Genomic DNA, 25,959 nt, shown 5'->3' on the forward strand with positions numbered 1-25,959 from the left:
ACTTCATGCAAAATCATATTGGCGCACAAAAGGGTTTATCCCTGAGCGATCCACGTGTGCGCGCGTGGCTGTTCCAGATTCTCACCATCGTTTTCGTGGTCGGTCTGGGCTGGTACCTGTTTCACAATACGCAAACCAACCTGCAACACCGGGGTATCACCTCGGGCTTCGACTTCCTCGATCGCAGTGCCGGCTTCGGCATCGCCCAGCACCTGATCCCCTATGTGGAATCGGACAGCTATGCACGGGTGTTCGTCATCGGCCTGCTCAACACCCTGCTGGTCACCTTCATTGGCGTCATCCTGGCGACCATCCTGGGTTTCATCATCGGTGTGGCACGCTTGTCGCCGAACTGGATGATCAACAAGCTGGCGACGGTGTACGTGGAGACCTTCCGCAACATCCCGCCGCTGCTGCAGATCCTGTTCTGGTACTTCGCCGTGTTCCTGACCCTGCCGGGACCGCGGGGCAGCATCAACCTCAACGACCTGTTCTTCATCAGCAACCGTGGCCTGAACATGCCTGGTGCCTCCATGGCGGATGGTTTCTGGCCATTTGTCGCGGCGTTGGCGGTGGCGGTCGGGGCGGTCTGGCTGATGGTGCGCCTGGCCAACAAACGCTTTGACGAGACCGGTGTACCGTTCCACAAGTTCTGGGCCGCGCTGGCGCTGTTGCTGGTCATTCCAGGCCTGAGCGTGCTGCTGTTCGGCAGCCCGGTCACGTGGGAGGCACCGCAGCTCAAGGGCTTCAACTTCGTCGGTGGCTGGGTGCTGATCCCCGAACTGCTGGCGCTGACCCTGGCGCTGACGATCTATACCGCCGCCTTCATCGCCGAGATCGTGCGCTCGGGCATCCGTTCGGTCAGCCATGGCCAGACCGAGGCGGCGCGCTCGCTGGGGCTGCGCGAAGGGCCAACCTTGCGCAAGGTGATCATCCCCCAGGCCTTGCGGGTGATCATTCCGCCACTGACCAGCCAGTACCTGAACCTGGCGAAGAACTCGTCGCTGGCGGCCGGTATCGGCTACCCGGAGATGGTCTCGCTGTTCGCCGGTACCGTGCTCAACCAGACCGGCCAGGCCATCGAGGTGATCGCCATCACCATGAGTGTCTATCTCGCCATCAGCATCAGCATTTCGCTGCTGATGAACTGGTACAACAAGCGCATTGCGCTGATCGAGCGGTGAGGATACGCCTGTGAATGCCCATGTTTTCAAACCCGATATGCCGCCACCGGTGAAAACCGTCGGCGTACTCGCATGGATGCGTACCAACCTGTTCTCCAGCTGGTTGAACACCCTGTTGACCCTGTTTGCCCTCTACCTGATCTGGCTGATCGTGCCACCGCTGTTGCAGTGGGCACTGATCGACGCCAACTGGGTTGGCACCACCCGCGCCGACTGCACCAAGGACGGCGCCTGCTGGGTGTTCGTGCAGCAGCGCTTCGGCCAGTTCATGTACGGCTACTACCCCGTCGAGCTGCGCTGGCGGGTCGACCTGACGGTATGGCTGGCGGTGCTTGGCGCAGCGCCGTTGTTCATCAAGCGCTTCCCGCGCAAGGCCCTCTATGGCCTGGGCTTCCTGGTGCTTTACCCGCTGCTGGCCTACACCTTGTTGCACGGTGGCCTGCTGGGCCTGAGCAACGTGTCCACCAGCCAGTGGGGCGGGCTGATGCTGACCTTGGTGATCGCCACCGTGGGCATCGTCGGCGCCTTGCCCCTGGGCATTCTGCTGGCCTTGGGGCGGCGTTCGAGGATGCCGGCGGTGAAGGTGGTGTGCGTGACCTTCATCGAGTTCTGGCGCGGCGTGCCGCTGATCACCGTGCTGTTCATGTCTTCGGTGATGCTGCCGTTGTTCCTGCCTGAGGGCATGAGCTTCGACAAGCTGCTGCGGGCGATGATCGGCGTGATCCTGTTCCAGTCGGCCTATGTCGCCGAAGTGGTGCGCGGTGGCCTGCAAGCCATCCCCAAGGGCCAGTACGAAGCGGCGGCAGCCATGGGCCTGGGGTACTGGCGGGCGATGGGCCTGGTGATCCTGCCGCAGGCGCTCAAGCTGGTGATCCCTGGCATCGTCAACACCTTCATTGCCCTGTTCAAGGACACCAGCCTGGTGATCATCATCGGCCTGTTCGACCTGCTGAACAGTGTCAAGCAAGCCGCCGCCGACCCGGCCTGGCTGGGTATGGCTACCGAGGGCTACGTTTTCGCCGCCCTGGTGTTCTGGATTTTCTGTTTCGGTATGTCCCGCTACTCCATGCACCTGGAGCGCAAGCTGGACACTGGCCACAAGCGTTAGGAGTTTCGAAATGAGTGAAGCGATCAAGCAGCCTGCCGGCCCCGAAGGGATCATCCAGATGCAGGGTGTGAACAAGTGGTACGGTCAGTTCCATGTGCTCAAGGACATCAACCTCAATGTTCGCCAGGGCGAGCGTATCGTGCTGTGCGGGCCGTCCGGCTCGGGCAAGTCCACCACCATCCGTTGCCTCAACCGCCTGGAAGAGCACCAGCAGGGGCGCATCGTGGTCGATGGCGTGGAGCTGACCAACGACCTCAAGCAGATCGAGGCGATCCGCCGTGAAGTGGGCATGGTGTTCCAGCACTTCAACCTGTTCCCGCACCTGAGCATTCTGGAGAACTGCACCTTGGCGCCGATGTGGGTGCGCAAGATGCCGCGCCGCAAGGCCGAAGAGATTGCCATGCATTACCTGGAGCGGGTACGTATCCCGGAACAGGCGCACAAGTACCCGGGGCAGTTGTCTGGTGGCCAGCAGCAGCGCGTGGCGATTGCCCGGGCGTTGTGCATGAAGCCGAAAATCATGCTGTTCGACGAACCCACTTCGGCCCTGGACCCGGAGATGGTCAAGGAAGTGCTCGATACCATGGTGGGTCTGGCCGAAGATGGCATGACCATGCTCTGCGTGACCCACGAGATGGGCTTTGCCCGCACCGTGGCCAACCGGGTGATCTTCATGGATAAAGGTGAAATCGTCGAGCAGGCGGCACCGGATGACTTCTTCGACCGGCCACGCAGCGACCGGACCAAGTTGTTCCTCAGCCAGATCCTGCATTGATACAGCCGGGGCCGCAAAGCGGCCCCGATGTTTACTTCTCTTCTTGTGGGGCAGCGGGTGCCGGTGGCGGCCGCAGCCCCACCTCGGCCACCAGTTTGAGCTGCTGCCCGTTACGCATCACCTCGATGGTGATCTTTTCGTTCGGTTTGATCCGCGCCACCTGGTTCATCGACTTGCGCCCGTCACCTGCCGGTTCGCCGTTGATGCTCAAGATCACGTCACCCAGCTGCAGCCCGGCCTTGGCCGCCGGCCCTTCGCGGAAGATGCCTGCAACCACGATGCCTGGGCGGTCCTTCATGCCGAACGACTCGGCCAGTTCCTGGCTCAGTGGCTGCACTTCGATACCCAGCCAGCCGCGGATCACCTGGCCATGCTCGACAATCGACTTCATCACCTCCAGTGCCAGCTTGACCGGGATGGCGAAGCCAATGCCCTGCGAGCCACCAGACTTGGAGAAAATGGCCGTGTTGATGCCGACCAGGTTGCCGTTGGCATCGACCAGCGCACCACCGGAGTTGCCCGGGTTGATCGCGGCGTCGGTCTGGATGAAGTCTTCGTAGTTGTTCAGGCCCAACTGGTTGCGGCCGGTGGCGCTGATGATGCCCATGGTCACGGTCTGGCCAACGCCGAACGGGTTGCCGATGGCCAGCGTCACGTCACCGATATGGATGGTGTCGGAGCGGCCGATGGTGATGGCGGGCAGGTTCTTCAGGTCGATCTTCAATACCGCCAGGTCGGTCTCCGGGTCGCTGCCAATGACCCGGGCCAGGGTCTCGCGGCCATCCTTCAAGGCCACCACGATCTGGTCGGCGCCACTGGTGACGTGGTTGTTGGTCAGCAGATAGCCCTCGGGGCTCATGATCACTGCCGAGCCCAGGCTCGATTCCCAGCGGCGCTGCTTGGGCAGGTTGTCGCCGAAGAAGCGGCGGAACTGCGGGTCTTCGAACAGCGGGTGGGCGCTCTTGTTGACCACCTTGGTGGTGTACAGGTTGACCACCGCCGGGGCCGCGAGGGTCACGGCGTCGGCGTATGACACCGGGCCCTGCATGATCTTCGTGGTCTGCGGTGCCTGCTGCAGGTTGACGTCCTGGCTGGGCAGGCCGACCCATTCCGGAAACCGCTGGATGATCAGCACGGCGATCAATACGCCGGTAAGCAGTGGCCAGCCAAAGTAACGCAAAGCCTTGAACATGAACGAGTCCTGAAAAGAGCGGGAGCCAGTGGCCGCGCGGTGGGGCATGAGCGCGCGCGATCATACACCGGTTCCCCCAGTGCCGGCGACGGCCCATAATGGCCGGCATTATACGGGCGTTCCCTGTGCGTTGCGCCTGGGGAGTGTGCAGTTTTTGAGGAGATTTTCATGGCCGTCGCGCTAAACACCCTGGTTGAAGAAGCCGAGCGTTACCTGGGCAGCGCCAGGATCCAGGACTACTGCCCCAATGGCCTGCAGGTCGAAGGCCGGCCGCAGGTCAGCCGTATCGTCAGCGGTGTCACCGCCAGCCAGGCGTTGCTGGATGCCGCGGTCGAGGCCGAAGCCGACCTGGTGCTGGTGCACCACGGCTACTTCTGGAAGGGCGAAAACCCCTGCATCACCGGCATCCGCCAGCGCCGCCTGAAAACCTTGCTGAACAACGACATCAGCCTGCTGGCATTCCACTTGCCGCTGGATGTACACCCTGAGGTGGGCAACAACGTGCAGCTGGCGCGGCAACTGGAGATTACCGTCGAAGGGCCGCTTGACCCGGAGAACCCCAAGGTGGTCGGGCTGGTGGGTTCGTTGGCCGAACCGGTGACCGCCCGCGATTTTGCCCGGCGCGTGCAGGAGGTGCTGGGGCGTGAGCCGCTGCTGGTCGAAGGCGACGAAATGATCCGCCGGGTCGGCTGGTGCACCGGGGGCGGGCAGGGCTATATCGACACGGCGATTGCCGCCGGGGTAGACCTGTACCTGACGGGCGAGGCGTCGGAGCAGACCTACCACAGTGCGCGGGAGAATGGCGTCAGCTTCATCGCCGCAGGGCACCATGCCACCGAGCGGTATGGGGTGCAGGCGCTGGGTGATTACCTGGCGCGGCGGTTTGCCGTGGAACACCTGTTCATCGATTGCCCGAACCCGATCTGACCTGACTGGCCCCTTCGCGGGCACGCCCGCTCCCACAGGGGGTCGCGCATTTCTTGAGTTCAGCGCCAAACGAGTGGGAGCGGGCGTGCCCGCGAAGGGCTGCAAAGCAGCCCCAGTAACGCTTAATTGAGCAGGCATTAGCCTAACCCCCAGTCATATCGTTAGACTTTTTCGATCTAGCTGGCCGCCTAAATAGAAGCAGCCGCTGTGATACAGTGATCCGCTCGAACACGGCCCGCAGGCCGTCCATAAGATCGTTTTTCGTGAGTAGCCATGGTCGACAAACTGACGCACTTGAAACAGCTGGAGGCGGAAAGCATCCACATCATCCGCGAGGTGGCCGCCGAGTTCGACAACCCGGTGATGCTGTACTCGATCGGCAAGGATTCCGCCGTGATGCTGCACCTGGCGCGCAAGGCCTTTTTCCCGGGCAAGCTGCCGTTCCCGGTCATGCACGTCGACACCCAGTGGAAATTCCAGGAGATGTACAGGTTCCGCGACAAGATGGTCGAGGAAATGGGCCTGGAGCTGATCACCCACGTCAACCCCGAGGGTGTGGCGCAGGGCATCAACCCGTTCACCCATGGCAGCTCCAAGCACACCGACATCATGAAGACCCAGGGCCTGAAACAGGCGCTGGACAAGCATGGTTTCGACGCCGCCTTCGGTGGTGCTCGCCGCGACGAAGAGAAGTCGCGGGCCAAGGAGCGTGTGTACTCGTTCCGTGACAGCAAGCACCGCTGGGACCCGAAGAACCAGCGCCCCGAGCTGTGGAACGTGTACAACGGCAAGGTCAACAAAGGTGAGTCGATCCGCGTCTTCCCGCTGTCGAACTGGACCGAACTGGACATCTGGCAGTACATCTACCTCGAAGGCATCCCGATCGTGCCGCTGTACTTCGCTGCCGAGCGTGAAGTCATCGAGAAGAACGGCACCCTGATCATGATCGACGACGAGCGCATCCTCGAACACCTCTCCGAGGAAGAGAAAGCCCGCATCGTCAAGAAGAAGGTGCGTTTCCGTACCCTCGGCTGCTACCCGCTCACGGGCGCTGTCGAGTCGGAGGCCGAAACGCTCACCGACATCATTCAGGAAATGCTCCTGACGCGCACTTCCGAGCGCCAGGGCCGGGTCATCGACCACGATGGCGCCGGTTCCATGGAAGACAAGAAACGTCAGGGCTATTTCTAAGCTTCAAGTTACAAGCGGCAAGCTGCAAGACAGAAGCGGAGCGAGTAGTTTCTGATTTTTGTGGACTGCCGCCTGCATTGCGGGCGCACAGGGAGTGCCTGCAGTGGGTTTTGAGAAGTTGCTGGTTTGGCAGAGAAGTAAAAATTTAGCCGTTGCGATATATCGGGCATTTGCTGGGTGTCGGGATTTTGGATTCAGGTCCCAAATCACTCGAGCAGCCGTTTCAGTCCCCTCCAATATCGCTGAGGGAATGGAGCGCAGAGGAATGCGGGAGAAAGCATGGTTCCTGAGCGTGGCGAAGGCTTCCTGCGCAGAACTGCGGACCCAACTGATCATCGCCGGTGAAATTGGTTATTTGCCTGCCGAGTTGGCCAACGACTGGATAACTGAAACCCGTGAGCTATCCAGAATGCTTGCTGGGTTGATCAACAAAATTTCTAACTAGCTGTACGCCGACAAGCTTGCTGCTTGAAGCTTACAGCTTGGAGCTTGAATGCAATGAGTCATCAATCCGATCTGATCAGCGAGGACATCCTCGCCTACCTGGCTCAGCACGAGCGTAAAGAACTGCTGCGTTTCCTCACCTGCGGCAACGTGGATGACGGCAAGAGCACCCTGATCGGGCGCCTGTTGCACGACTCCAAGATGATCTACGAGGACCACCTCGAGGCCATCACCCGCGATTCGAAAAAGTCTGGCACCACCGGCGAAGAGGTCGACCTGGCGCTGCTGGTAGACGGCCTGCAGGCCGAGCGTGAGCAGGGCATCACCATCGATGTCGCCTACCGCTATTTCTCCACCGCCAAGCGCAAGTTCATCATCGCCGACACCCCGGGCCACGAGCAGTACACCCGCAACATGGCCACCGGTGCATCCACCTGTGACCTGGCGATCATCCTGGTCGATGCCCGCTATGGCGTGCAGACCCAGACCCGCCGCCACAGCTACATCGCGTCGCTGCTGGGCATCAAGCACATCGTGGTCGCGGTCAACAAGATGGACCTGAAGGGCTTCGATGAAGGCGTCTTCGAGGCCATCAAGGCGGACTACCTGAAGTTCGCCGAAGCCATCAACCTGACCCCGAGCAGCCTGCACTTCGTGCCGATGTCGGCGCTCAAGGGTGACAACGTGGTCAACCACAGCGAGCAATCGCCGTGGTACACCGGCCCGACCCTGATGGAAATCCTCGAAACCGTCGAAGTGTCGGCTGACCGCAATTTCACCGACCTGCGTTTCCCGGTGCAGTACGTCAACCGGCCGAACCTGAACTTCCGCGGTTTTGCCGGCACCCTCGCCAGCGGCGTGGTGCACAAGGGCGACGAAATTGTCGTGCTGCCGTCGGGCAAGAGCAGCCGGGTCAAGTCCATCGTCACCTATGAAGGTGAACTGGAAAGCGCCGGCCCAGGCCAGGCCGTGACCCTGACCATGGAAGATGAGATCGACATCTCCCGTGGCGACCTGCTGGTGCATGCCGACAACGTGCCACCGGTCACTGACCAATTCGATGCCATGCTGGTGTGGATGGCCGAAGAGCCGATGCTCCCGGGCAAAAAGTACGACATCAAGCGCGCCACCAGCTACGTGCCGGGCTCGATTGCCAGCATCACCCACAAGGTTGATGTGAACACCCTCGAGAAGGACGCCGCCAGCGCCCTGCAGCTGAACGAGATTGGCCGCGTCAAGGTATCCCTGGACAGCGCCATTGCCCTGGACGGTTACGACAGCAACCGCACAACCGGTGCGTTCATCGTCATCGACCGCCTCACCAACGGCACCGTCGGCGCAGGCATGATCATCGCCCAGCCAGTCTTGCCGCATGGCAGCACCGGCCAGCATGGCAAGCAGGCCCACGTGTCTACCGAGGAGCGCGCCCTGCGTTTCGGTCAGCAGCCAGCCACCGTGCTGTTCAGTGGCCTTTCTGGCGCCGGCAAGAGCACCCTGGCCTATGCCGTTGAGCGCAAGCTGTTCGACATGGGCCGTGCAGTGTACGTGCTCGACGGGCAGAACCTGCGCCATGACCTGAACAAGGGCCTGCCGCAGGACCGCGCTGGCCGCACCGAAAACTGGCGCCGTGCCGCCCATGTGGCGCGCCAGTTCAACGAAGCCGGCATGCTGACCCTGGCAGCGTTCGTGGCCCCGGATGCCGAAGGCCGCGAACAGGCCAAGGCGCTGATCGGCAAGGATCGCCTGGTGACGGTTTACGTCCAGGCGTCCCCACTGGTTTGCCGCGAGCGTGACCCACAGGGCCTGTACGCTGCCGGTGGCGACAACATCCCGGGTGAAAGCTTCCCGTTCGATGTGCCACTGGATGCCGACCTGGTGATCGACACCCAGGCCACCAGCGTGGACGAAGGCGTTAAACAGGTGTTGGACGTACTGCGTCAGCGTGGTGCGATCTAAGCGCTGGCCTGCACTACCAAAAACCCCGCTTCGGCGGGGTTTTTTTGTGCAGGTTGTCTCACGCCTGGTGATGCGCCAGGGGGGGCGTGCTTGCCGTTCAGATGTGGTGTTCCGATACAGGAATTACCCGGCGCTCCTTCACCGCCTTGTACGAAAAACTCGAATAGATCTCCTTCACCCCCGGCAACCGCTGCAGCACCTCGCGGGTGAATTCGCCGAACGATTCCAGGTCCCTCGCCAGAATCTCCAGCAGAAAGTCGTAGCGCCCAGAGATGTTGTGACAGGCGACGATTTCGGGAATTTCCATCAGCCGCTGCTCGAACGCCAGGGCCATGTCCTTGGTGTGCGAGTCCATCATGATGCTGACAAAAGCAGTGACGCCGAAGCCCAGTGACTTGGGCGAGAGCACGGCCTGGTAACCGGTGATGTAGCCGTTGTCCTCCAGCAGTTTGACGCGGCGCCAGCAGGGCGAGGTGGTCAGTGCCACCTGGTCGGCGAGTTCGGCAACGGTGAGGCGGGCGTTGTCCTGCAGGGCGGCCAGCAAGGCGCGGTCGGTGCGATCGAGGCTCGAAGGCATGTTTTGCCCTCCTGCTTGTTTGATTGTTGTTTTCTTTCCACCAAGTAGGCCGCTGTGTGGGCTACTTTGGAAAAATTCGGGCAGCTCGGTGGCATAAGCTTATAGCAAACCACAAGAGGCTGTTGCCATGCGCGACTCCCATAACAACACCGGTTTTTCCACGCGAGCCATCCACCACGGCTACGACCCGCTGTCCCATAGTGGCGCGCTGGTGCCGCCGGTTTTCCAGACCGCCACCTATGCTTTTCCCACTGTTGAACACGGCGCAGCGTGCTTTGCCGGGGACGTGGCAGGGCATTTCTACAGCCGCATCTCCAACCCCACATTGGCGCTGCTGGAGGAGCGCATGGCTTCGCTGGAGGGTGGTGAGGCAGGCTTGGCGCTGGCGTCGGGGATGGGCGCGATTACCTCGACAATCTGGACCCTGCTGCGCCCCGGCGACGAACTGATCGTGGGGCATACCTTGTATGGGTGCACCTTTGCGTTTCTGCATCACGGCATTGGCCAGTTCGGGGTGAAGGTCCGTCACGTCGACCTCAATGACGTCAAGGCTTTAAGGGCGTCCATCACCCGCAAGACACGCATGATCTACTTTGAAACGCCAGCCAACCCCAACATGCAACTGGTGGATATCGCGGCGGTCGCCGAGGTGGCCCGTGGGCATGACTTGCATATCGTTGTCGACAATACCTATTGCACGCCCTACCTGCAGCGGCCACTGGCGTTGGGGGCGGACCTGGTGGTGCATTCCGCGACCAAGTACCTCAGTGGCCATGGTGATATCACCGCGGGGTTGGTAGTGGGGCGCAAGGCGCTGGTCGACCGCATTCGTCTGGAAGGGCTGAAAGACATGACCGGGGCGGTGCTGTCCCCGCATGACGCGGCTTTATTGATGCGCGGGATCAAGACCCTTGCACTGCGCATGGACCGCCACTGCGCCAACGCACTGGAGGTGGCGCAGTTCCTGGCTCGGCAGCCTCAGGTCGAGCTTATCCACTACCCGGGCTTGCCATCGTTCGCCCAATACGAGCTGGCGCAGCGGCAGATGCGTTTGCCGGGCGGGATGATTGCTTTTGAGCTCAAGGGTGGCATCGAGGCCGGGCGCAGGTTCATGAACGCACTGCAGCTGTTTGCCCGGGCGGTGAGCCTGGGGGATGCCGAATCGTTGGCGCAACACCCGGCGAGCATGACCCATTCCAGCTATACGCCAGAGGAGCGGGCGCATCACGGGATCTCGGAGGGGTTGGTGCGCTTATCGGTGGGGTTGGAGGATGTGGAAGACCTGCTGGCGGATGTCGAGCAGGCATTGCAGGCTTGTAGCTAGGTTGTTTGGGCCGGCCGTTCCATAGAACAGTACATAACTTATTGATTTAGCAGGGTCCTGTGGGAGCGGGCGTGCCCGCGAAGAATCCAGCGCGGTGGCTGGCACCGGCTACGCCGGTGTTCGCGGGCACGCCCGCTCCCACAGATATTGCGCAGATTTCAAATGCTTCGGCGTACCTGGGCTGCCCACAAAAAAGGCCTCTCGCGAGGCCTTCTGCATGTTCAGCGAATCAACGCTTGAGCCCGTAGCTCTCGTCGAGCATGCCCGGGGAATTCGGCACTTTTGGCGCATAATCGCGCGGCACTTCGGCAGTGTCCTTCGGTGGGGTCAGGCGATCACGGGGGCCATGCGCACCTTCGGAGTGCAGGGCGGCCAGCAGGCGCTGGCGGGTCAGTTCGTCCAGCGCCAGGGTGTTGGCACCGTCGGCCAGGTGGTCCTGGACATCCTGGTAGCTCTGGGTCAGCTTCTTGACCAGTACTGCAGTGCTGTTGAAGTGGGTAACCACTTCGTTCTGGTAGTTGTCGAAGCGTTTCTGCATTTCATCCAGCTGGCGCTGCGTGCTGCTGGGCGCGGCATTGGGCAGCAGGCGAGCCACGACGAAACCGACGACCACGCCAATGACCAGGGCCAAGGTCGGCAACAACCAAACAAGGAGCGAGAGTTCCACGAGTCCTTCCTCTATAAACGGCTTTGCTTTACGTTAACGGCTCAGACCTGCGCTGTATACCGCGAGCGATCGCAAATCAGAACAGAATTCCTCACCTAGACGAAACGACCCACCCCGAGGTCACGGAGTAGTGCCTTGCTTGTCCGCGAAACCCCTTTGTTCATCGATGGCCCCAGTGGCCAGTTGGAAGCCTTGTACCTGGACGTAGCCGATGCCCGCGGCGCGGTGCTCATCTGCCACCCCAACCCGGTTCAGGGCGGCACCATGCTCAACAAGGTGGTCTCGACCCTGCAGCGCACCGTCCGTGACGCCGGCTATGTGACCCTGCGGTTCAACTACCGGGGCGTTGGGCAGAGCGCTGGCAGCCACGACATGGGCGCAGGCGAAGTGGCCGATGCCGAGGCTGCTGCGGCCTGGCTGCGCGATAAGCACCCGCAATTGCCGCTGGTGCTGATGGGCTTCTCGTTCGGCGGCTTCGTTGCCACCAGCCTGGCTGGCCGCCTGGAGGCGGGCGGGGTGAGCCTGCAGCACTTGTTCATGATTGCCCCAGCGGTAATGCGCCTGACCGACGAATTCCCCCTGCCACAGCAATGCCCGATCACCGTGGTGCAGCCGGAGGCCGATGAAGTGGTCGCGCCGCAGCTGGTTTACGATTGGTCCGACAGCCTGTCGCGCCCCCATGAGCTGCTGAAAGTGGCAGAATGCGGACACTTCTTTCATGGCAAGCTGACCGATCTCAAGGATCTGCTGCTGCCGCGCCTTTCGAACTGAGCCAAGCCTGAATAAGCGAACACCCATGACCACGCGCATTCTCACCGGTATCACCACCACCGGCACTCCGCACCTGGGCAACTACGCCGGCGCCATCCGCCCGGCGATCCGTGCCAGCCAGCAGCCCGGTGTCGACTCGTTCTATTTCCTGGCCGACTATCACGCGCTGATCAAGTGCGACGACCCGCTGCGCATCCAGCGCTCGCGCCTGGAAATCGCCGCCACCTGGCTGGCCGGTGGCCTGGACGCCGACAAGGTGACCTTCTACCGCCAGTCCGATATTCCGGAAATCCCCGAATTGACCTGGTTGCTGACCTGCGTTGCAGCCAAAGGCCTGCTCAACCGTGCACATGCCTACAAAGCCTCGGTGGACAAGAACGTGGAAGCCGGTGAAGACCCGGATGCCGGCGTGACCATGGGCTTGTTCAGCTACCCGGTGCTGATGGCGGCCGACATCCTGATGTTCAATGCCAACAAGGTGCCGGTGGGCCGCGACCAGATCCAGCACGTGGAAATGGCCCGGGACATCGGTCAGCGTTTCAACCACCTGTTCGGCCAAGGCAAGGACTTCTTCGCCCTGCCAGAGGCGGTGATCGAAGAAAGCGTGGCGACCCTGCCGGGCCTGGACGGGCGCAAGATGTCCAAGAGCTACGACAACACCATTCCGTTGTTCACCAGCGCCAAGGACATGAAAGACGCCATCTCGCGCATCGTGACCGATTCGCGTGCGCCTGGCGAAGCCAAGGACCCGGACACTTCGCACCTGTTCACCCTCTACCAGGCCTTCGCCACGCCAGAACAGTGCGCCGGGTTCCGCGACGAGTTGTTGCAGGGCCTGGGCTGGGGCGATGCCAAGCAGCGCCTGTTCCAGTTGCTGGACGGTCAGTTGGCGGAAAAACGCGAGCACTACCACCAGCTGATCGCGCGCCCGGCCGACCTTGAGGATATCCTGCTGGCGGGGGCCGCCAAGGCCCGCAAGATTGCCACCCCGTTCCTGGAGCAACTGCGCGAGGCGGTTGGCCTGCGCTCGTTCCGCAGCAGCGTGCAAACCAGTACCGAAGTGAAGAAAAAGGCCGCCAAGAGCGCGCGTTTCGTCAGCTTCCGTGATGAGGACGGCAGCTTCCGCTTCCGCCTGCTGGCCGCCGACGGTGAGCAACTGCTGTTGTCGCGCAGCTTTGCCGACGGCAAGAGTGCAGGTGCGGTGAGCAAGCAACTGCAGCAGGGTGCTGAGGCCGATGTGCGTGTGCAGGGCCTGGGTTTCGGCTTGTGGCTCAACGGTGAACAGGTTGCCGACGGGCCGCAGTTCGCCAGCGCAGAAGCGCGGGATGCAGCCATTCGAAGCCTGCACGAAGCCCTGACCCCACAACAGGACTGAGGCAATTCGCCGCAACTCCAATTGCCATAAAGCGGGCCGGTCGCTACAGTGACGGCCCGTTTTTTGTTGCCTCGCTAACGAATCATGACTCCCTTAGAACGCTATCAAGCAGATCTGAAACGTCCCGACTTCTTCCATGACGCGGCGCAGGAAACTGCTGTGCGTCACCTGCAGCGCCTGTACGACGACCTGGTACAGGCGCAGAACAACAAGCCAGGGGTATTCGGCAAGCTGTTCGGCAAGAAGGAGCAGACCCCGGTCAAGGGCCTGTACTTCTGGGGTGGAGTAGGGCGGGGCAAGACCTACCTGGTCGATACCTTCTACGAGGCGCTGCCGTTCAAGCAGAAAATGCGCACCCACTTCCACCGCTTCATGAAGCGTGTGCACGAGGAAATGAAGACCCTCAAGGGTGAGAAGAACCCGCTGACCATCATTGCCAAGCGCTTCAGCGAAGAGGCCAAGGTGATCTGCTTCGACGAGTTCTTCGTTTCGGACATTACCGATGCGATGATCCTCGGCACCTTGATGGAAGAGCTGTTCAAGAACGGCGTGTCGCTGGTCGCCACCTCCAACATCGTGCCCGACGGCCTGTACAAGGACGGCCTGCAGCGCGCGCGTTTCCTGCCGGCCATCGCCATGATCAAGCAGTACACCGACGTGGTGAACGTCGACAGCGGCGTGGACTACCGCCTGCGTCATCTGGAGCAGGCCGAACTGTTCCACTACCCGCTCAATGAGGCAGCGCACGAAAGCATGCGTGCCAGCTTCAAGGCGCTGACCCCGGAATGCACCCAGGCGGTCGAAAATGACGTGCTGATGATCGAGAACCGCCCGATCAATGCCTTGCGTACGTGCGACGACGTTGCCTGGTTCGACTTCCGGGCATTATGCGACGGGCCGCGTAGCCAGAACGACTACATCGAGCTGGGCAAGATCTTCCACGCGGTGCTGCTGAGCAATGTCGAGCAGATGGGGGTGACCACCGATGATATCGCGCGGCGTTTCATCAACATGGTGGACGAGTTCTACGACCGCAATGTCAAGCTGATCATCTCGGCTGAGGTGGAGCTAAAAGACCTGTACACCGGTGGGCGCCTGAGCTTCGAGTTCCAGCGTACCCTGAGCCGCTTGCTGGAGATGCAGTCGCACGAGTTCCTGTCTCGGGCGCACAAGCCCTGAGATCAGCGGCAAGCTTCTAGCTGCAAGCCTCAAGAAAAAGCCGGAGCAGGCCACGAGCTGCTCCGGCTTTTTGCTTTGTCTTGTAGCTTGCAGCTAGAAACTTGCCGCTGCTGGAAGCCCTCAAGCCTCCTGCATGAACTGCTGCCGGTACTGGTTCGGCGACAACTCGGTATGCTGGCGGAACAGCCGCGCAAAGAAGCTGGCATCGTCGTAACCGACCTCGTAACTGATGGTCTTGATGCTCTTGCGCGTGCTCGACAACAACCCCTTGGCCGTTTCGATCCGCAGCCGTTGCAGGTAGTGCAGCGGCTTGTCGCCGGTCGCCCCCTGGAACCGGCGCATGAAGTTGCGGATGCTCATGCCGTGGTTGCGGGCCACATCCTCGAAGCGGAACTTGTCCGCGAAGTGCTCTTCCAGCCAGTGCTGGATCTGCAGGATGATCAGGTCCTGATGCAGCTTCTGCCCGCCAAACCCCATGCGCCCCGGCGTGTAGTTGCGCTGCACTTCGTAGAGGATGTCGCGCGACACCGCACGGGCCACATTGGCCCCGCAGAAACGCTCGATCAGATAGATGTACAGGTCACAGGCCGAAGTGGCGCCGCCAGCGCAATAGATGTTGTCGGCGTCGGTCAGGTGCTTGTCCTGGTTCAGGCGGATCTTCGGGAAGCGCTCGGCGAAGCTGCTGAAGAAGCGCCAGTAGGTGGTCGCCTCCTTGCCGTCGAGCAGGCCACTTTCGGCCAGCCAGAACACGCCACTGGCCTCGGCGCACAGCACCGCGCCGCGGGCGTGCTGGTTACGCAGCCACGGCAGCACCTGTGGGTAGCGTTGCAGCAGGTTGTCGAAGTCGTCCCAGTAGGCTGGCAGGATGATGACATCGGCGTCATCCAGGCCGCCGTCGACCGGTAGCTGAACATTGCTGAAGCTGTCCACGGGCAGGCCATCGGGGCTCACCAGGCGGATCTCGAACATGGGCTGCAAGCCCAGGCCCAGCTGCTTGCCGTAGCGCAGGCTGGCGAGGTGGAAGAAGTCCTTGGCCTGCATCAAGGTCGAAGCGAACACCTTGTCAATGGCCAGGATGCTGACGCGCCGCAGCGACGCGGGGGGTTGGGTAAACATCATTGTCATTGTTCTTATAGGGTAGAGTGGTCAATCACCGGCTGGATCGTCTTATTTTTTTGGTCGAGCTGCAAGCGTCAAGCTTCAAGCTTCAAGCTTCAAGCTTCAAGCTGCAAGATAAAGCAGGTCAGCATGCGGACCGCTCTGTCTTGTAGCTTGTAGCTTGCAGCTTGCAGCTTGCAGCTTGCAGCTTGCAGCTTGCAGCTTGTAGCTTGCAGCTTGTAGCTTGCAGCTTGCAGCTTGCAGCTTGTAGCTTGTAGCTTGTAGCTTGCAGCTTGCAGCTTGCAGCTCTGATCAAGGTGCCGGGTTCGGCTGCGCCTGGTGAATGGCTTCGATCGCCGCCAGCAGCTCGTCGCTCAGGTGCAGCTCGGCGCTGGCCAGGTTGCTGTCCAGTTGCTCCAGGCTGGTAGCGCCAATGATGTTGCTGGTCACGAACGGCTGGCCCGTCACGAACGCCAGGGCCATCTGTGCCGGGTCCAGGCCGTGTTCGCGGGCCAGCTGCACGTAGCGGCTGCAGGCGGCCACGGTCTGCGGGTTGGAGTAGCGGGCAAAGCGGCTGAACAGGGTCAGGCGGGCGTTTTCCGGCCGAGCGCCGTTCTCGTACTTGCCCGACAGCATGCCGAATGCCAGCGGCGAGTACGCCAGCAAACCGCATTGCTCGCGAATGGCGACTTCCGCCAGGCCCACCTCGAAGCTGCGGTTGAGCAGGTTGTACGGGTTCTGGATCGACACCGCCCGTGGCCAGCCCCGGCTTTCGGCCAGTTGCAGGAATTTCATGGTGCCCCACGGCGTTTCGTTGGACAGGCCAACATGACGGATCTTGCCCGCCCGTACCTGGTCGTCCAGCACTTCCAGCGTTTCTTCCAGCGGCGTGAAGTGATCGTGCGGCAGGTGCTGGTAGCCCAGTTTGCCGAAGAAGTTGGTGCTGCGTTCCGGCCAGTGCAGCTGGTACAGGTCGATGCGATCGGTCTGCAGGCGCTTGAGGCTCTCGTCCAGCGCCGCGACGATGTGCTGGCGGTTGTGCTTGAGCTGGCCATCGCGGATGTGGCTGATGCCGTTGCCGGGGCCGGCAACCTTGCTGGCCAGCACCCAGTCATCCCGGTCACCGTTGGCCCTGAACCAGTTGCCGATGATGCGCTCGGTAGCGGCGTAGGTTTCCGCACGTGGCGGCACCGGGTACATTTCGGCCGTGTCGATGAAGTTGATCCCCGCGGCCTTGGCCCGGGCAATTTGGCCGAAAGCCTCTTCCTGGTCGTTCTGCTCGCCCCAGGTCATGGTGCCCAGGCACAGGGCGCTGACGTTGAGGTCGGTTCGGCCGAGCTGGCGGTATTCCATCGGGTAAACACTCCTTGGCAATGGAAGCTCATCAAAGCAGGTTGAAATTTCTCGCGCAATCTGGATAATTCAGCCCCTCTCCGCGTGGCGGAAGTGATGCACCATCACGCAGGAAGAACCCCGTCGAATATTGGCGTGCCCGACCCGAGCCCCCAAAAGCGTCAGTGTTCGGCTGCGCGCTTGCCCTTGGCAAGCTGTGCACTATCCAGTAAGATTCGCCGTCTATTTTTCGCTGGGCGGCCTCTGAGGCTTTAGAGAATGAAAACTTTTACTGCTAAACCGGAAACAGTAAAGCGCGAGTGGTTCGTAGTCGACGCCGCTGGCCAGACCCTGGGTCGTCTGGCTACCGAAATCGCTACCCGTCTGCGTGGCAAACACAAACCAGAATACACCCCTCACGTTGACACCGGCGACTACATCGTCGTTATCAACGCTGAACAGGTTCGTGTGACTGGTGCCAAGTCTTCCGACAAGATGTACTACTCCCACTCCGGTTTCCCGGGCGGTATCAAGGAAATTAACTTCGAGAAGTTGATCGCCAAGGCCCCTGAGCGTGTTATCGAAACCGCGGTCAAAGGCATGCTGCCTAAGAACCCGCTGGGTCGCGACATGTACCGTAAGCTGAAAGTGTACGCGGGTGCTGCTCACCCACACACTGCTCAGCAGCCTCAAGAACTGAAGATCTAACGGGATAGTTCATTATGTCGGCGACTCAAAATTACGGCACTGGCCGTCGCAAGACCGCAACCGCTCGCGTATTCCTGCGTCCGGGTACTGGTAACATCTCCATCAACAACCGTTCTCTGGACGTGTTCTTCGGTCGCGAAACCGCTCGCATGGTTGTTCGTCAGCCGCTCGAGCTGACCGAAACCGTTGAGAAGTTCGACATCTACGTCACCGTTTCCGGTGGTGGTGTCAGCGGTCAGGCCGGTGCGATCCGTCACGGTATCACCCGCGCGCTGATGGAATACGACGAAACCCTGCGTGGCGCTCTGCGTCGTGCTGGCTACGTCACCCGCGACGCTCGTGAAGTCGAGCGTAAGAAAGTGGGTCTGCGTAAAGCGCGTAAGCGTCCTCAGTACTCCAAGCGTTAATACCGCTTCGGCAGTCGAAAAGAGCCCGGTTCCTTGGAACCGGGCTTTTTTTTTGCCTTGAACTAACCTGTCAGCATGTCTGTGGCCGCTCGTCGCATAGACGCAGATCAAGCAAAGCGCTGGTAGTGGGCCCTTGCCCGGCTAATCCCTTGTCAGTGTGTGGATTTGTTTCTTACCATGGCGACCAAATTTTAGTGCCACAGACACAACCTAAGTACAGGCCTGGTTCAACAGGCCAAGCAAGCTGATGGGAGAGGACTGAATGAGCAATGACGGCGTCAACGCAGGCCGGCGCCGCTTCCTCGTAGCCGCGACATCCGTGGTCGGGGCAGCGGGAGCAGTGGGGGCTGCGGTACCGTTCGTGGGGTCATGGTTTCCCAGTGCCAAGGCGAAAGCCGCGGGAGCACCGGTGAAGGTCAATATCGCCAAGGTCGAGGCCGGGCAGCAGATGGTAGCCGAGTGGCGAGGCCAGCCGGTGTTCATCGTCAGGCGCACCGAGGAGATCCTCGGTAACCTGAAGAAAATTACCGGCGAATTGTCTGATCCCGATTCCAAGTCTTCGGTGCAGCCGACCTATGTCGACCCCGAAGTCCGCTCCATCAAGCCGGAAATCCTCATTCTCGTCGGCCTGTGCACGCACCTGGGCTGCTCGCCCACCTTCCGCCCGGAGGTTGCGCCAGCCGACCTGGGCCCTAAATGGGTGGGTGGCTACTTCTGCCCGTGCCACGGCTCCCACTACGACCTGGCTGGGCGTGTCTACAAGTCGCAGCCGGCGCCACTCAACCTGCCCGTACCGCCGCACTCGTACGAGTCGGACGATATCATCGTCATCGGCGTCGACCAGGAGAAAGCATGATGAGCAAGTTCATGGACTGGATTGATGCTCGCTTCCCCGCGACCAAGATGTGGGAAGATCACCTGAGCAAGTATTACGCGCCCAAGAACTTCAACTTCCTGTATTTCTTTGGCTCCCTGGCATTACTGGTGCTGGTCAACCAGATCGTCACCGGTGTGTGGCTGACCATGAGCTTCACGCCCTCGGCAGAAGAGGCATTCGCCTCGGTCGAGTACATCATGCGTGACGTCGAATATGGCTGGATTCTGCGCTACCTGCACTCCACGGGTGCTTCGGCGTTCTTCATCGTGGTTTACCTGCACATGTTCCGCGGCCTGCTCTACGGCTCCTACCAGAAGCCCCGCGAGCTGGTCTGGCTGTTCGGCATGTTGATCTACCTGGCGCTGATGGCCGAGGCCTTCATGGGTTACCTGCTGCCGTGGGGCCAGATGTCCTACTGGGGTGCCCAGGTCATCATTTCGCTGTTCGGTGCCATCCCGGTGATTGGTGGCGACCTCACCCAATGGATTCGTGGTGACTACCTGATCTCCGGCATTACCCTGAACCGCTTCTTCGCCCTGCATGTGGTCGCCCTGCCTATCGTCATCCTCGGCCTGGTGGTGCTGCACATTCTTGCCCTGCACGAAGTGGGTTCGAACAACCCCGATGGCATCGACATCAAGAAGAACAAGGACGAAAACGGCATTCCGCTCGATGGCATTCCGTTCCACCCGTACTACACCGTCAAGGATATTGTCGGCGTGGTGGTGTTCCTCTTCGTGTTCTGTGCGGTGGTGTTCTTCTTCCCGGAAATGGGCGGTTACTTCCTGGAAAAGCCGAACTTCGAGCAGGCCAACGCGTTCAAGACCCCGGAACATATTGCCCCTGTGTGGTACTTCACACCGTTCTACGCCATCTTGCGTGCGGTGCCTGACAAGTTGATGGGTGTGATCGCCATGGGGGCGGCGATTGCGGTGCTGTTCGTACTGCCCTGGCTCGATCGCAGCCCGGTGCGTTCCATGCGTTACAAAGGCTGGATCAGCAAGCTCTTCCTGCTGGTGTTCTGCGTGGCCTTCGTCATCCTCGGCGTGCTGGGCGTGCTGGCACCGACACCTGGGCGCACGCTGTTGTCGCAGGTGTGCACGGTGCTGTACTTCGCCTACTTCCTGTTGATGCCGTTCTACACAAGGCTCGAGAAGACCAAACCGGTTCCGGAAAGGGTGACTGGCTGATGAAAAAGTTGATTGCAGTATTTTTGCTGGCACTGATGCCTGCCTTTTGCTTCGCTGCCGAACACGGGCTGGAACTGGACAAGGTCGATATCGACCTGACCGACAAGGCCGCCATGCAGGACGGCGCGCGGACGTTCGCCAACTATTGCATGGGCTGCCACAGTGCCAAGTTCCAACGCTACGAGCGTGTGGCCGATGACTTGGGCATCCCCCACGAGCTGATGCTCGAAAAGCTGGTGTTTACCGGGGCCAAGATCGGTGATCACATGCAGATCGGCATGAAGCCCGAAGACGCCAAGACCTGGTTCGGTGCCGCGCCGCCCGACCTGACCCTGGTGGCCAGGGTGCGTGGTACCGATTGGCTGTACACCTACCTGCGCAGTTTCTACGAGGACCCCTCGCGGCCTTATGGGGTGAACAACAAGGTGTTCCCGAACGTCGGCATGCCCAACGTGTTGGTCGGCCTGCAGGGCAACCAGGTAATTGGCTGCAAGCAGGTGCAGACGGTGACCGATGGGAAGAAGCAATTCGACCCGTTGACCGGTAGCCCGATTACCCATGAAGCCTGTGACCAGCTGACCGTTACGCCGAAATCCGGTACCCTGACCGCCGAGCAGTTCGACGAGAAGGTCAAGAACCTGGTGACCTTCCTGGCCTATTCGGCCAACCCGGTCAAACTGGAAAGCCAGCGCATCGGTACCTATGTGTTGCTGTACCTGGCTTTCTTCTTCGTATTCGCCTATTTGCTCAAGCGTGAATACTGGAAGGACGTGCACTGATCACGCAGTAATTTCTGGTTGTTGAACGCGCCCGGGGCGCCTGGCAGAAATGCCAGGATGCCCCGGGCGCGTTTTCATTTAAAGTTGCACAGCATCTCGTGCGAGGAGCCGCTACATGGGCGCAACCAACAGGTTAGCCTGCTATTCCGACCCCGCTGACCATTATTCTCATCGGGTACGCCTGGTGCTGGCCGAGAAGGGTGTCAGCGTGCAGGTCATCGATGTCGATCCGGCGCGCCTGCCGCCCAGGCTGGCCGAGGTCAACCCGTATGGCAGTGTGCCGACCCTGGTCGACCGTGACCTGGCGTTGTATGAATCGACCGTGGTGATGGAATACCTCGAGGAGCGTTACCCGCACCCGCCGCTGATGCCGGTATACCCGGTTGCGCGCGGCAACAGCCGTTTGCTGATACACCGCATTCAGCGCGACTGGTGTGCCCTGGCCGATAGCGTGCTCGATTCGCGCAGCAGCGAGGCTGCCCGAAGTGAAGCGCGCAAGGCCCTGCGCGAAAGCCTGACCGGTGTTTCGCCATTGTTCAATGAGTTCGCCTGTTTCATGAGCGATGAGCAAAGCCTGGTCGATTGTTGTCTACTGCCCATACTCTGGCGCCTGCCAGTGTTGGGCATCGAGTTGCCCCGGCAAGCGAAACCGCTGCTGGATTACATGGAGCGCCAGTTCGCCCGCGAGCCATTCCAGGCGAGCCTGTCCTCTGTAGAACGTGAAATGCGTAAGCTTTAAGGAGCCGTTGATGAACTCCAGTCGCCCCTATCTGGTTCGAGCACTGTACGAGTGGATCGTCGACAACGATTGCACGCCCCATATGCTGGTCAATGCCGAATACGCACAGGTGCAGGTACCGGATGGTTTCGCCAATGATGGCCAGATTGTCCTGAATATTTCGCCAAGTGCTGTGCGCAACCTGCACATGGATAACGACGCGGTCAGTTTCGAGGGCCGTTTCAGTGGCGTGACCCATTTGCTGTTCGTGCCGGTTGGCGCCATCCTGGGCATCTACGCCCGCGAAAATGGCCAAGGCATGGTCTTCGAGCTGGAGCAGCCGCTGACGGATGGCGATGACCTGCAAGACGATGATGTGCAGCCGGATGACGATGGCCCGCCAGAAGGTGGTGGCCAGCCGCCGCGCCCGACTGGTCGACCAAGCCTGAAAGTGGTCAAGTAGTAAAAAAAGGCGACCTTGTAGGGTTAATGCCAGCAGTTAAGTAATTTGGGGCCGCTTTGCGGCCCTTCGCGGGCACGCCCGCTCCCACATGGAATCGCGTGTGGGAGCGGGCGTGCCCGCGAAGGGCTGCAAAGCAGCCCCAATAACGCTTGACTGACAGGCATCAACCTTGAAGGGTCGCCTTTTTTAGGCCGGGATTGTTGCCTTGCCGGCCCAGGGTTCCTCAGTCGATGTACTCGAAGAGTTTGACGATTTTTTGCACACCCGATACACCCTGTACTACGGCGGTGGCGGAATTGGCCTCCTGCTGGGTCACCAGGCCGAGCAGGTAGACGATACCGTTCTCGGTAATGACCTTGATTCGCGAACTGGGCACGGCGCTGTCAGTCAGCATCTGGGTCTTGATCTTGGTGGTCAGCCAGGCATCGTTGTTGCGCGCCAGAATCGAAGACGGCTGCATGACCTGCAGCTCGTTGTGCACCTTTTTCACCCGTTGAACCTGGCTGGCGGTTTGCTCGGCAAGGCTCTTGAGGTCGGCGCGTGGTGTTTGGCCAGCGAGCAGGACGATACCGTTGTAGCTGCTGACAACGATGTGCGAGCCCTTGTCCAGGTCCGGGTTGGCCTTGGAGATGTTGACCGCGGCTTTAGTTTCGATCAGCGAGTCGTCGATCTTGCTGCCGATGGTGCGCGTGCCGCGGTCGTCTTCAATGGGCGAATTGCGGGCAGAGGTGAGTACCGAGCTGCAGCCGGTAACGCTCAGGCACAGAGTCAGGGCCAGCAGGCCAAGGCGCATAGGGGTCATTCTTCACTCCCGAACAGTTGGCTGTCGATCAGGTCGCACAGGCAGTGGATCGCCAGCAGGTGGACTTCCTGGATGCGCGCGGTCACTGTCGAAGGTACGCGGATTTCCACGTCCTCTGGCAGCAGCAGCGAGGCCATGCCGCCGCCGTCGCGCCCCGTCATTGCTACGACAATCATTTCGCGGTCATGCGCGGCCTGGATCGCCTGGATCACGTTGGCCGAGTTACCGCTGGTGGAGATCGCCAGCAGAACATCGCCCGGTTGGCCCAGTGCGCGGATCTGCTTGGAAAAGACTTCGTTATAGCTGTAGTCATTGGCGATCGACGTCAGGGTCGAACTGTCGGTGGTCAAGGCGATGGCCGGCAAACTCGGGCGTTCGCGCTCGAAGCGGTTGAGCAGTTCCGAGGAAAAGTGCTGGGCGTCGCCGGCCGAGCCGCCGTTGCCACAGGCGAGCATCTTGCCCTCATTGAGCAGCGCATTGACCATGACCAGGCTGGCCTGCTCGATGTGCGGTGCCAGGATGTCCATCGCCTGTTGCTTGGTTTCGATGCTGGCCTGGAACAGCCGGCGAATTCGGGATTGCATGTCCATCTGGTGACCTTAAATGGGGCGGTGGCCTTTGTTACGCGCAACAACGACCAGCCCGCGATACATAGAGCAAAAAAAACGTAGAGGGTTCAGCACTCGAAGGCGTTTTTCAGCCACTGAAGCGGTTTGCCTGCATGGTGGCTACCCTGCAGGGCGACAACGTCGAAGCGGCAGGGGTGGTTGCCCCATTGGGGCTCCTTGAGCAGGAACAGGCTGGCCGCATGCACCAGCCGTTTCTGCTTGCGCCCATCGATACTGGCGAGGGCGCCTCCGAAGGCCGCGTGCAACCGGTAGCGGACTTCGACGAATACTACTGTATCGGCGTCGAGCATGACCAGATCAAGCTCGCCGCCTTTGCATCGCCAGTTGCGCGCCAGCAGCCGCAGGCCTTGCCCCTGAAGGTACTCAAGGGCTTGGGTTTCTGCAGCGTGGCCGGCGCCGGTCGGTGATGCTGCAGCCATCAGCGCGGGGTATCAGGCAGGCGCTTGACCTGGCCGCCAGCGAATTCAGCCCATGGCAGTTGGCGCTCCACACGCTGGTTGGCGTTGATGCTCAAGCTGCCGGAAAGGCCCTGGACGCGGTTATCCGGCAGCGCCTTCAGTTGGCCCAGTCGCGGTGCCAGGCTGTAGGCATCGACGCCCATGGCGTACAGGCGGCCCAGGCTGCCGGCCGCTTGCGGCCACTGCTGCACCACCTGTTGGCGCAGGCTGTTGCTGGTATCGAGCAGCCACGGGGTTTCGCAGAAGCGGATGCCGTTCATGTCGTTGTACTGGTTGACGTCACCGCTGGCGCTGTACAGGTTGGAAGTGGCGTACACCGGTACGTCACCGGCGTACTGGAAATTCAGGGTCGGCTTGATCTGTTGCGCTTGCTGAGGGGTAGAGGCAAGGAAGAGGAAGTCGATGTCCTGGCGGCGCGAAGGTTGTGCGGCGATGTTGCCGCCAACCGTGCTCTGCAGGCTCTTGGCGCGGCTTTCGCTCTGGCGCAGCTGGAACAGGTCGGCAATCTGCTGGGCCAGCGCAACCGGTTGCGCGATGCGTTGGGCTGCGAGCACGGTGCCGCCATTGCCTTCCCAGTCCTGGCGGAAGGCGGCCAGCACGCGATCACCCCATTCGCCGCTCGGCACCAGGGCTACGGCGCGGACCATGCCATCGGCACGGGCGCGACGGGATACTTCGCGTGCTTCGTCCTCGGCCGCCAGGCCGAACTGGAACAATTGCGGCGGGGCCACCTGGCCAGCATCGGCGTAGTTGAGCGCCAGGGTGGTGATCGGCAGTTGCGGTTTGCTGGCCAATTGCTTGACCAGCGGTTTTTCCAGCGGGCCGATGACCAGCTGCACGCCTGCGGCCTGGGCCTGGCGGTAGAAGTCGTCGAGCGAGCCGATGCGCGAGCTGTCGAACACCTGCACCGCAGGGGCGGCTTGGCCAGCCTGCTGGGCCTGGAAGTGGGCGGCCATGAAGCCGTCACGCAGGGCCCGGGCAACCCCGGCCAGTGGCCCTTCCTGGGGCAGCAGCAGGGCGATTTTGGTCAGCGGTTGGCTGGCCAGTTCCTTGAGCTTGACCAGTGGCACTGGCAACTGTTTGGCAGCCGGGTGGTCCGGGTGCTGTTTGACCCAGCTCTCGATGGCGCTCTGTTGCTGCTCAAGGGTGCCGGCACTTTTCACCGCCAGGGCCAGGCTGGTCCAGCCGGCCAGAGTCTGGTCAGTGGCCGGCTGCTGCAACTGCTCGGCCGGCAGCGAGGCGACCAAGGCCCAGATGGCGTCGTTGTTTGCGCTGGCGGCCTGGTCGCTGAGCAATGGGGCCAGCAGTACGCGCTGTTGCGCGGCGGCCAGGGCCTGGCCATCGGCCTCCAGCGCGGCGGCGTGCACGTAGTAGGTGCGCGCCTGCTGTTCCTTCGGCAGCTCGGGAACGTGCTGCAGGCTTGGGTGGGCCAGGGCGGCCAGGGCAGCCTTGGGTTGGTTGCGGCTCATGGCCAGTTCGGCCGCCAGGGTGCTGGCGAACACTTGCTGGGCCGGCTTGAGCGTGTCCAGCGGGACCTGCTCGAGAATGCGTGCGGCGCGGGGGAAGTCCTTCTGCTTGTAGGCCAGGTCGGCTGCGCTCAGGCGCAGCAGGGCGGCGTCTTGCGCAGACTTGCTGGAAGCAGCCTGCTCGAGCAGTTGCTCGATGCTGGCATCCGGGGTGCGTGGCAGTTCGCCCAGGCTGGATGAGGGCGAGCTGGCGCAGGCTGCCAGCAGGGCAGCGAGGCAGAGGGCTGTGAGCAGCCGCAGGCAAGCGATCATGTAAAGGTCCTGTTACTCGATCAAGTTGGCCGGCAATTGTACCCAAGCAC

At 61.3% G+C, this 25,959-nt stretch carries 27 protein-coding genes; 18 read left to right on the top strand and 9 right to left on the bottom strand.

Going from position 1 to position 25,959, the window contains the following annotated elements:
• Positions 1–5: 5 nt before the first annotated feature.
• The 3 genes from DMX12_RS00200 to DMX12_RS00210 are packed head-to-tail and all read left to right on the top strand — an operon-like array spanning position 6 to position 3,067.
• The gene (locus DMX12_RS00200; RefSeq protein ID WP_029887285.1) at positions 6–1,184 is read left to right on the top strand and encodes an amino acid ABC transporter permease; all 1,179 of its coding nucleotides are present in this window, start codon (positions 6–8) and stop codon (positions 1,182–1,184) included.
• 10 nt (positions 1,185–1,194) lie between these two features.
• A complete protein-coding gene (locus DMX12_RS00205; protein WP_009684448.1) occupies positions 1,195–2,292 on the top strand; it encodes an amino acid ABC transporter permease in 1,098 nt (365 codons plus the stop codon).
• Positions 2,293–2,302: 10 nt separating this feature from the next.
• Positions 2,303–3,067, top strand: a complete 765-nt coding sequence (locus DMX12_RS00210; RefSeq protein ID WP_003251792.1) for an amino acid ABC transporter ATP-binding protein — start codon at positions 2,303–2,305, stop codon at positions 3,065–3,067.
• A 31-nt stretch (positions 3,068–3,098) separates the two neighbouring features.
• Here the strand turns inward: DMX12_RS00210 and algW are convergent, their stop codons facing one another.
• The gene (gene algW, locus DMX12_RS00215; protein WP_009684447.1) at positions 3,099–4,259 is read right to left on the bottom strand and encodes a Do family serine endopeptidase AlgW; all 1,161 of its coding nucleotides are present in this window, start codon (positions 4,257–4,259) and stop codon (positions 3,099–3,101) included.
• A gap of 168 nt (positions 4,260–4,427) precedes the next feature.
• Here algW and DMX12_RS00220 point away from each other — a divergent pair, with 168 nt between their 5' ends.
• From DMX12_RS00220 to cysN, 4 genes are all read left to right on the top strand, one after another.
• A complete protein-coding gene (locus DMX12_RS00220) occupies positions 4,428–5,186 on the top strand; it encodes a Nif3-like dinuclear metal center hexameric protein (RefSeq protein ID WP_009684446.1) in 759 nt (252 codons plus the stop codon).
• A gap of 273 nt (positions 5,187–5,459) precedes the next feature.
• On the top strand, positions 5,460–6,377 hold the full coding sequence (cysD, locus tag DMX12_RS00225) for a sulfate adenylyltransferase subunit CysD (RefSeq protein ID WP_009684445.1): 918 nt from the start codon (positions 5,460–5,462) through the stop codon (positions 6,375–6,377).
• 103 nt (positions 6,378–6,480) lie between these two features.
• A complete protein-coding gene (locus DMX12_RS00230) occupies positions 6,481–6,822 on the top strand; it encodes a four helix bundle protein (protein WP_110675620.1) in 342 nt (113 codons plus the stop codon).
• Positions 6,823–6,875: 53 nt separating this feature from the next.
• Positions 6,876–8,777, top strand: coding sequence for a sulfate adenylyltransferase subunit CysN (gene cysN, locus DMX12_RS00235; RefSeq protein ID WP_009684444.1), 1,902 nt, complete (start codon positions 6,876–6,878; stop codon positions 8,775–8,777).
• A gap of 97 nt (positions 8,778–8,874) precedes the next feature.
• Here cysN and DMX12_RS00240 read toward each other — a convergent pair whose 3' ends face one another.
• Positions 8,875–9,354, bottom strand: a complete 480-nt coding sequence (locus DMX12_RS00240) for an Lrp/AsnC family transcriptional regulator (RefSeq protein ID WP_009684443.1) — start codon at positions 9,352–9,354, stop codon at positions 8,875–8,877.
• A 127-nt stretch (positions 9,355–9,481) separates the two neighbouring features.
• On the opposite strand from DMX12_RS00240, the gene DMX12_RS00245 reads away from it, so the two are divergent.
• Positions 9,482–10,678, top strand: a complete 1,197-nt coding sequence (locus tag DMX12_RS00245; RefSeq protein WP_110675622.1) for a methionine gamma-lyase — start codon at positions 9,482–9,484, stop codon at positions 10,676–10,678.
• Between the two features lie 229 nt (positions 10,679–10,907).
• Here DMX12_RS00245 and DMX12_RS00250 read toward each other — a convergent pair whose 3' ends face one another.
• On the bottom strand, positions 10,908–11,345 hold the full coding sequence (locus DMX12_RS00250; protein ID WP_009684440.1) for a YhcB family protein: 438 nt from the start codon (positions 11,343–11,345) through the stop codon (positions 10,908–10,910).
• A gap of 135 nt (positions 11,346–11,480) precedes the next feature.
• Between DMX12_RS00250 and DMX12_RS00255 the strand changes: the two genes are divergently transcribed.
• The 3 genes from DMX12_RS00255 (at position 11,481) to zapE (ending at position 14,670) form a co-directional block, all read left to right on the top strand.
• Complete coding sequence (locus DMX12_RS00255; RefSeq protein ID WP_110675624.1) at positions 11,481–12,116, top strand: alpha/beta hydrolase; 636 nt, start codon at positions 11,481–11,483, stop codon at positions 12,114–12,116.
• A gap of 25 nt (positions 12,117–12,141) precedes the next feature.
• On the top strand, positions 12,142–13,491 hold the full coding sequence (locus DMX12_RS00260) for a tryptophan--tRNA ligase (RefSeq protein WP_110675626.1): 1,350 nt from the start codon (positions 12,142–12,144) through the stop codon (positions 13,489–13,491).
• Positions 13,492–13,575: 84 nt separating this feature from the next.
• Positions 13,576–14,670, top strand: a complete 1,095-nt coding sequence (zapE, locus tag DMX12_RS00265) for a cell division protein ZapE (protein ID WP_029886538.1) — start codon at positions 13,576–13,578, stop codon at positions 14,668–14,670.
• A gap of 120 nt (positions 14,671–14,790) precedes the next feature.
• Here the strand turns inward: zapE and DMX12_RS00270 are convergent, their stop codons facing one another.
• Both DMX12_RS00270 and DMX12_RS00275 read right to left on the bottom strand, forming a co-directional pair.
• On the bottom strand, positions 14,791–15,711 hold the full coding sequence (locus tag DMX12_RS00270; RefSeq protein ID WP_172828420.1) for a GlxA family transcriptional regulator: 921 nt from the start codon (positions 15,709–15,711) through the stop codon (positions 14,791–14,793).
• Between the two features lie 369 nt (positions 15,712–16,080).
• Entirely contained in the window at positions 16,081–17,121 is a 1,041-nt protein-coding gene (locus tag DMX12_RS00275; RefSeq protein ID WP_110675628.1) for an NADP(H)-dependent aldo-keto reductase, read from the bottom strand.
• Positions 17,122–17,379: 258 nt separating this feature from the next.
• Between DMX12_RS00275 and rplM the strand changes: the two genes are divergently transcribed.
• From rplM to DMX12_RS00310, 7 genes are all read left to right on the top strand, one after another.
• Positions 17,380–17,808: a 50S ribosomal protein L13 gene (gene rplM / locus DMX12_RS00280; protein WP_003251819.1), complete on the top strand. Its 429-nt coding sequence runs from the start codon at positions 17,380–17,382 to the stop codon at positions 17,806–17,808.
• Between the two features lie 14 nt (positions 17,809–17,822).
• Complete coding sequence (rpsI, locus tag DMX12_RS00285; protein WP_003260797.1) at positions 17,823–18,215, top strand: 30S ribosomal protein S9; 393 nt, start codon at positions 17,823–17,825, stop codon at positions 18,213–18,215.
• Between the two features lie 262 nt (positions 18,216–18,477).
• The gene (gene petA / locus DMX12_RS00290; RefSeq protein WP_009684434.1) at positions 18,478–19,071 is read left to right on the top strand and encodes a ubiquinol-cytochrome c reductase iron-sulfur subunit; all 594 of its coding nucleotides are present in this window, start codon (positions 18,478–18,480) and stop codon (positions 19,069–19,071) included.
• On the top strand, positions 19,071–20,282 hold the full coding sequence (locus DMX12_RS00295; protein ID WP_029886541.1) for a cytochrome bc complex cytochrome b subunit: 1,212 nt from the start codon (positions 19,071–19,073) through the stop codon (positions 20,280–20,282). The genes petA and DMX12_RS00295 overlap by 1 nt, the downstream gene beginning before the upstream one ends.
• Complete coding sequence (locus DMX12_RS00300; protein ID WP_029886542.1) at positions 20,282–21,061, top strand: cytochrome c1; 780 nt, start codon at positions 20,282–20,284, stop codon at positions 21,059–21,061. The genes DMX12_RS00295 and DMX12_RS00300 overlap by 1 nt, the downstream gene beginning before the upstream one ends.
• 115 nt (positions 21,062–21,176) lie before the next feature.
• A complete protein-coding gene (locus DMX12_RS00305) occupies positions 21,177–21,800 on the top strand; it encodes a glutathione S-transferase N-terminal domain-containing protein (protein WP_009684431.1) in 624 nt (207 codons plus the stop codon).
• 10 nt (positions 21,801–21,810) lie between these two features.
• Positions 21,811–22,242, top strand: a complete 432-nt coding sequence (locus tag DMX12_RS00310; protein WP_110675630.1) for a ClpXP protease specificity-enhancing factor — start codon at positions 21,811–21,813, stop codon at positions 22,240–22,242.
• Between the two features lie 223 nt (positions 22,243–22,465).
• Here DMX12_RS00310 and DMX12_RS00320 read toward each other — a convergent pair whose 3' ends face one another.
• The 4 genes from DMX12_RS00320 to DMX12_RS00335 form a co-directional block, all read right to left on the bottom strand.
• The gene (locus DMX12_RS00320) at positions 22,466–23,044 is read right to left on the bottom strand and encodes a BON domain-containing protein (RefSeq protein WP_009684429.1); all 579 of its coding nucleotides are present in this window, start codon (positions 23,042–23,044) and stop codon (positions 22,466–22,468) included.
• Positions 23,041–23,634, bottom strand: coding sequence for a phosphoheptose isomerase (locus DMX12_RS00325; protein WP_029887793.1), 594 nt, complete (start codon positions 23,632–23,634; stop codon positions 23,041–23,043). The genes DMX12_RS00320 and DMX12_RS00325 overlap by 4 nt, the downstream gene beginning before the upstream one ends.
• Positions 23,635–23,720: 86 nt before the next feature.
• Positions 23,721–24,092: a YraN family protein gene (locus DMX12_RS00330; RefSeq protein ID WP_054889886.1), complete on the bottom strand. Its 372-nt coding sequence runs from the start codon at positions 24,090–24,092 to the stop codon at positions 23,721–23,723.
• Positions 24,092–25,909 (bottom strand): penicillin-binding protein activator, encoded by a 1,818-nt coding sequence (locus DMX12_RS00335; RefSeq protein ID WP_009684425.1) that lies wholly within the window; start codon positions 25,907–25,909, stop codon positions 24,092–24,094. Before DMX12_RS00335 ends, DMX12_RS00330 begins: the two co-directional genes overlap by 1 nt.
• Between the last annotated feature and the right edge of the window lie 50 nt (positions 25,910–25,959).

Source organism: Pseudomonas sp. MB-090624, from assembly GCF_003205245.1.
GTDB lineage: Bacteria > Pseudomonadota > Gammaproteobacteria > Pseudomonadales > Pseudomonadaceae > Aquipseudomonas > Aquipseudomonas juntendi.

What these genes read in the sequence shown, in the direction of transcription:
- DMX12_RS00200 (WP_029887285.1), top strand. Translation starts at nt 6, where the DNA reads ATGCAAAATCATATTGGCGCACAAAAGGGTTTATCCCTGAGCGATCCA.
- DMX12_RS00210 (WP_003251792.1), top strand. Translation starts at nt 2,303, where the DNA reads ATGAGTGAAGCGATCAAGCAGCCTGCCGGCCCCGAAGGGATCATCCAG.
- algW (WP_009684447.1), bottom strand. Translation starts at nt 4,259, where the DNA reads ATGTTCAAGGCTTTGCGTTACTTTGGCTGGCCACTGCTTACCGGCGTA.
- DMX12_RS00220 (WP_009684446.1), top strand. Translation starts at nt 4,428, where the DNA reads ATGGCCGTCGCGCTAAACACCCTGGTTGAAGAAGCCGAGCGTTACCTG.
- cysD (WP_009684445.1), top strand. Translation starts at nt 5,460, where the DNA reads ATGGTCGACAAACTGACGCACTTGAAACAGCTGGAGGCGGAAAGCATC.
- cysN (WP_009684444.1), top strand. Translation starts at nt 6,876, where the DNA reads ATGAGTCATCAATCCGATCTGATCAGCGAGGACATCCTCGCCTACCTG.
- DMX12_RS00240 (WP_009684443.1), bottom strand. Translation starts at nt 9,354, where the DNA reads ATGCCTTCGAGCCTCGATCGCACCGACCGCGCCTTGCTGGCCGCCCTG.
- DMX12_RS00245 (WP_110675622.1), top strand. Translation starts at nt 9,482, where the DNA reads ATGCGCGACTCCCATAACAACACCGGTTTTTCCACGCGAGCCATCCAC.
- DMX12_RS00260 (WP_110675626.1), top strand. Translation starts at nt 12,142, where the DNA reads ATGACCACGCGCATTCTCACCGGTATCACCACCACCGGCACTCCGCAC.
- zapE (WP_029886538.1), top strand. Translation starts at nt 13,576, where the DNA reads ATGACTCCCTTAGAACGCTATCAAGCAGATCTGAAACGTCCCGACTTC.
- DMX12_RS00270 (WP_172828420.1), bottom strand. Translation starts at nt 15,711, where the DNA reads ATGCAGGCCAAGGACTTCTTCCACCTCGCCAGCCTGCGCTACGGCAAG.
- DMX12_RS00275 (WP_110675628.1), bottom strand. Translation starts at nt 17,121, where the DNA reads ATGGAATACCGCCAGCTCGGCCGAACCGACCTCAACGTCAGCGCCCTG.
- rplM (WP_003251819.1), top strand. Translation starts at nt 17,380, where the DNA reads ATGAAAACTTTTACTGCTAAACCGGAAACAGTAAAGCGCGAGTGGTTC.
- rpsI (WP_003260797.1), top strand. Translation starts at nt 17,823, where the DNA reads ATGTCGGCGACTCAAAATTACGGCACTGGCCGTCGCAAGACCGCAACC.
- petA (WP_009684434.1), top strand. Translation starts at nt 18,478, where the DNA reads ATGAGCAATGACGGCGTCAACGCAGGCCGGCGCCGCTTCCTCGTAGCC.
- DMX12_RS00295 (WP_029886541.1), top strand. Translation starts at nt 19,071, where the DNA reads ATGAGCAAGTTCATGGACTGGATTGATGCTCGCTTCCCCGCGACCAAG.
- DMX12_RS00300 (WP_029886542.1), top strand. Translation starts at nt 20,282, where the DNA reads ATGAAAAAGTTGATTGCAGTATTTTTGCTGGCACTGATGCCTGCCTTT.
- DMX12_RS00305 (WP_009684431.1), top strand. Translation starts at nt 21,177, where the DNA reads ATGGGCGCAACCAACAGGTTAGCCTGCTATTCCGACCCCGCTGACCAT.
- DMX12_RS00310 (WP_110675630.1), top strand. Translation starts at nt 21,811, where the DNA reads ATGAACTCCAGTCGCCCCTATCTGGTTCGAGCACTGTACGAGTGGATC.
- DMX12_RS00320 (WP_009684429.1), bottom strand. Translation starts at nt 23,044, where the DNA reads ATGACCCCTATGCGCCTTGGCCTGCTGGCCCTGACTCTGTGCCTGAGC.
- DMX12_RS00325 (WP_029887793.1), bottom strand. Translation starts at nt 23,634, where the DNA reads ATGGACATGCAATCCCGAATTCGCCGGCTGTTCCAGGCCAGCATCGAA.
- DMX12_RS00330 (WP_054889886.1), bottom strand. Translation starts at nt 24,092, where the DNA reads ATGGCTGCAGCATCACCGACCGGCGCCGGCCACGCTGCAGAAACCCAA.
- DMX12_RS00335 (WP_009684425.1), bottom strand. Translation starts at nt 25,909, where the DNA reads ATGATCGCTTGCCTGCGGCTGCTCACAGCCCTCTGCCTCGCTGCCCTG.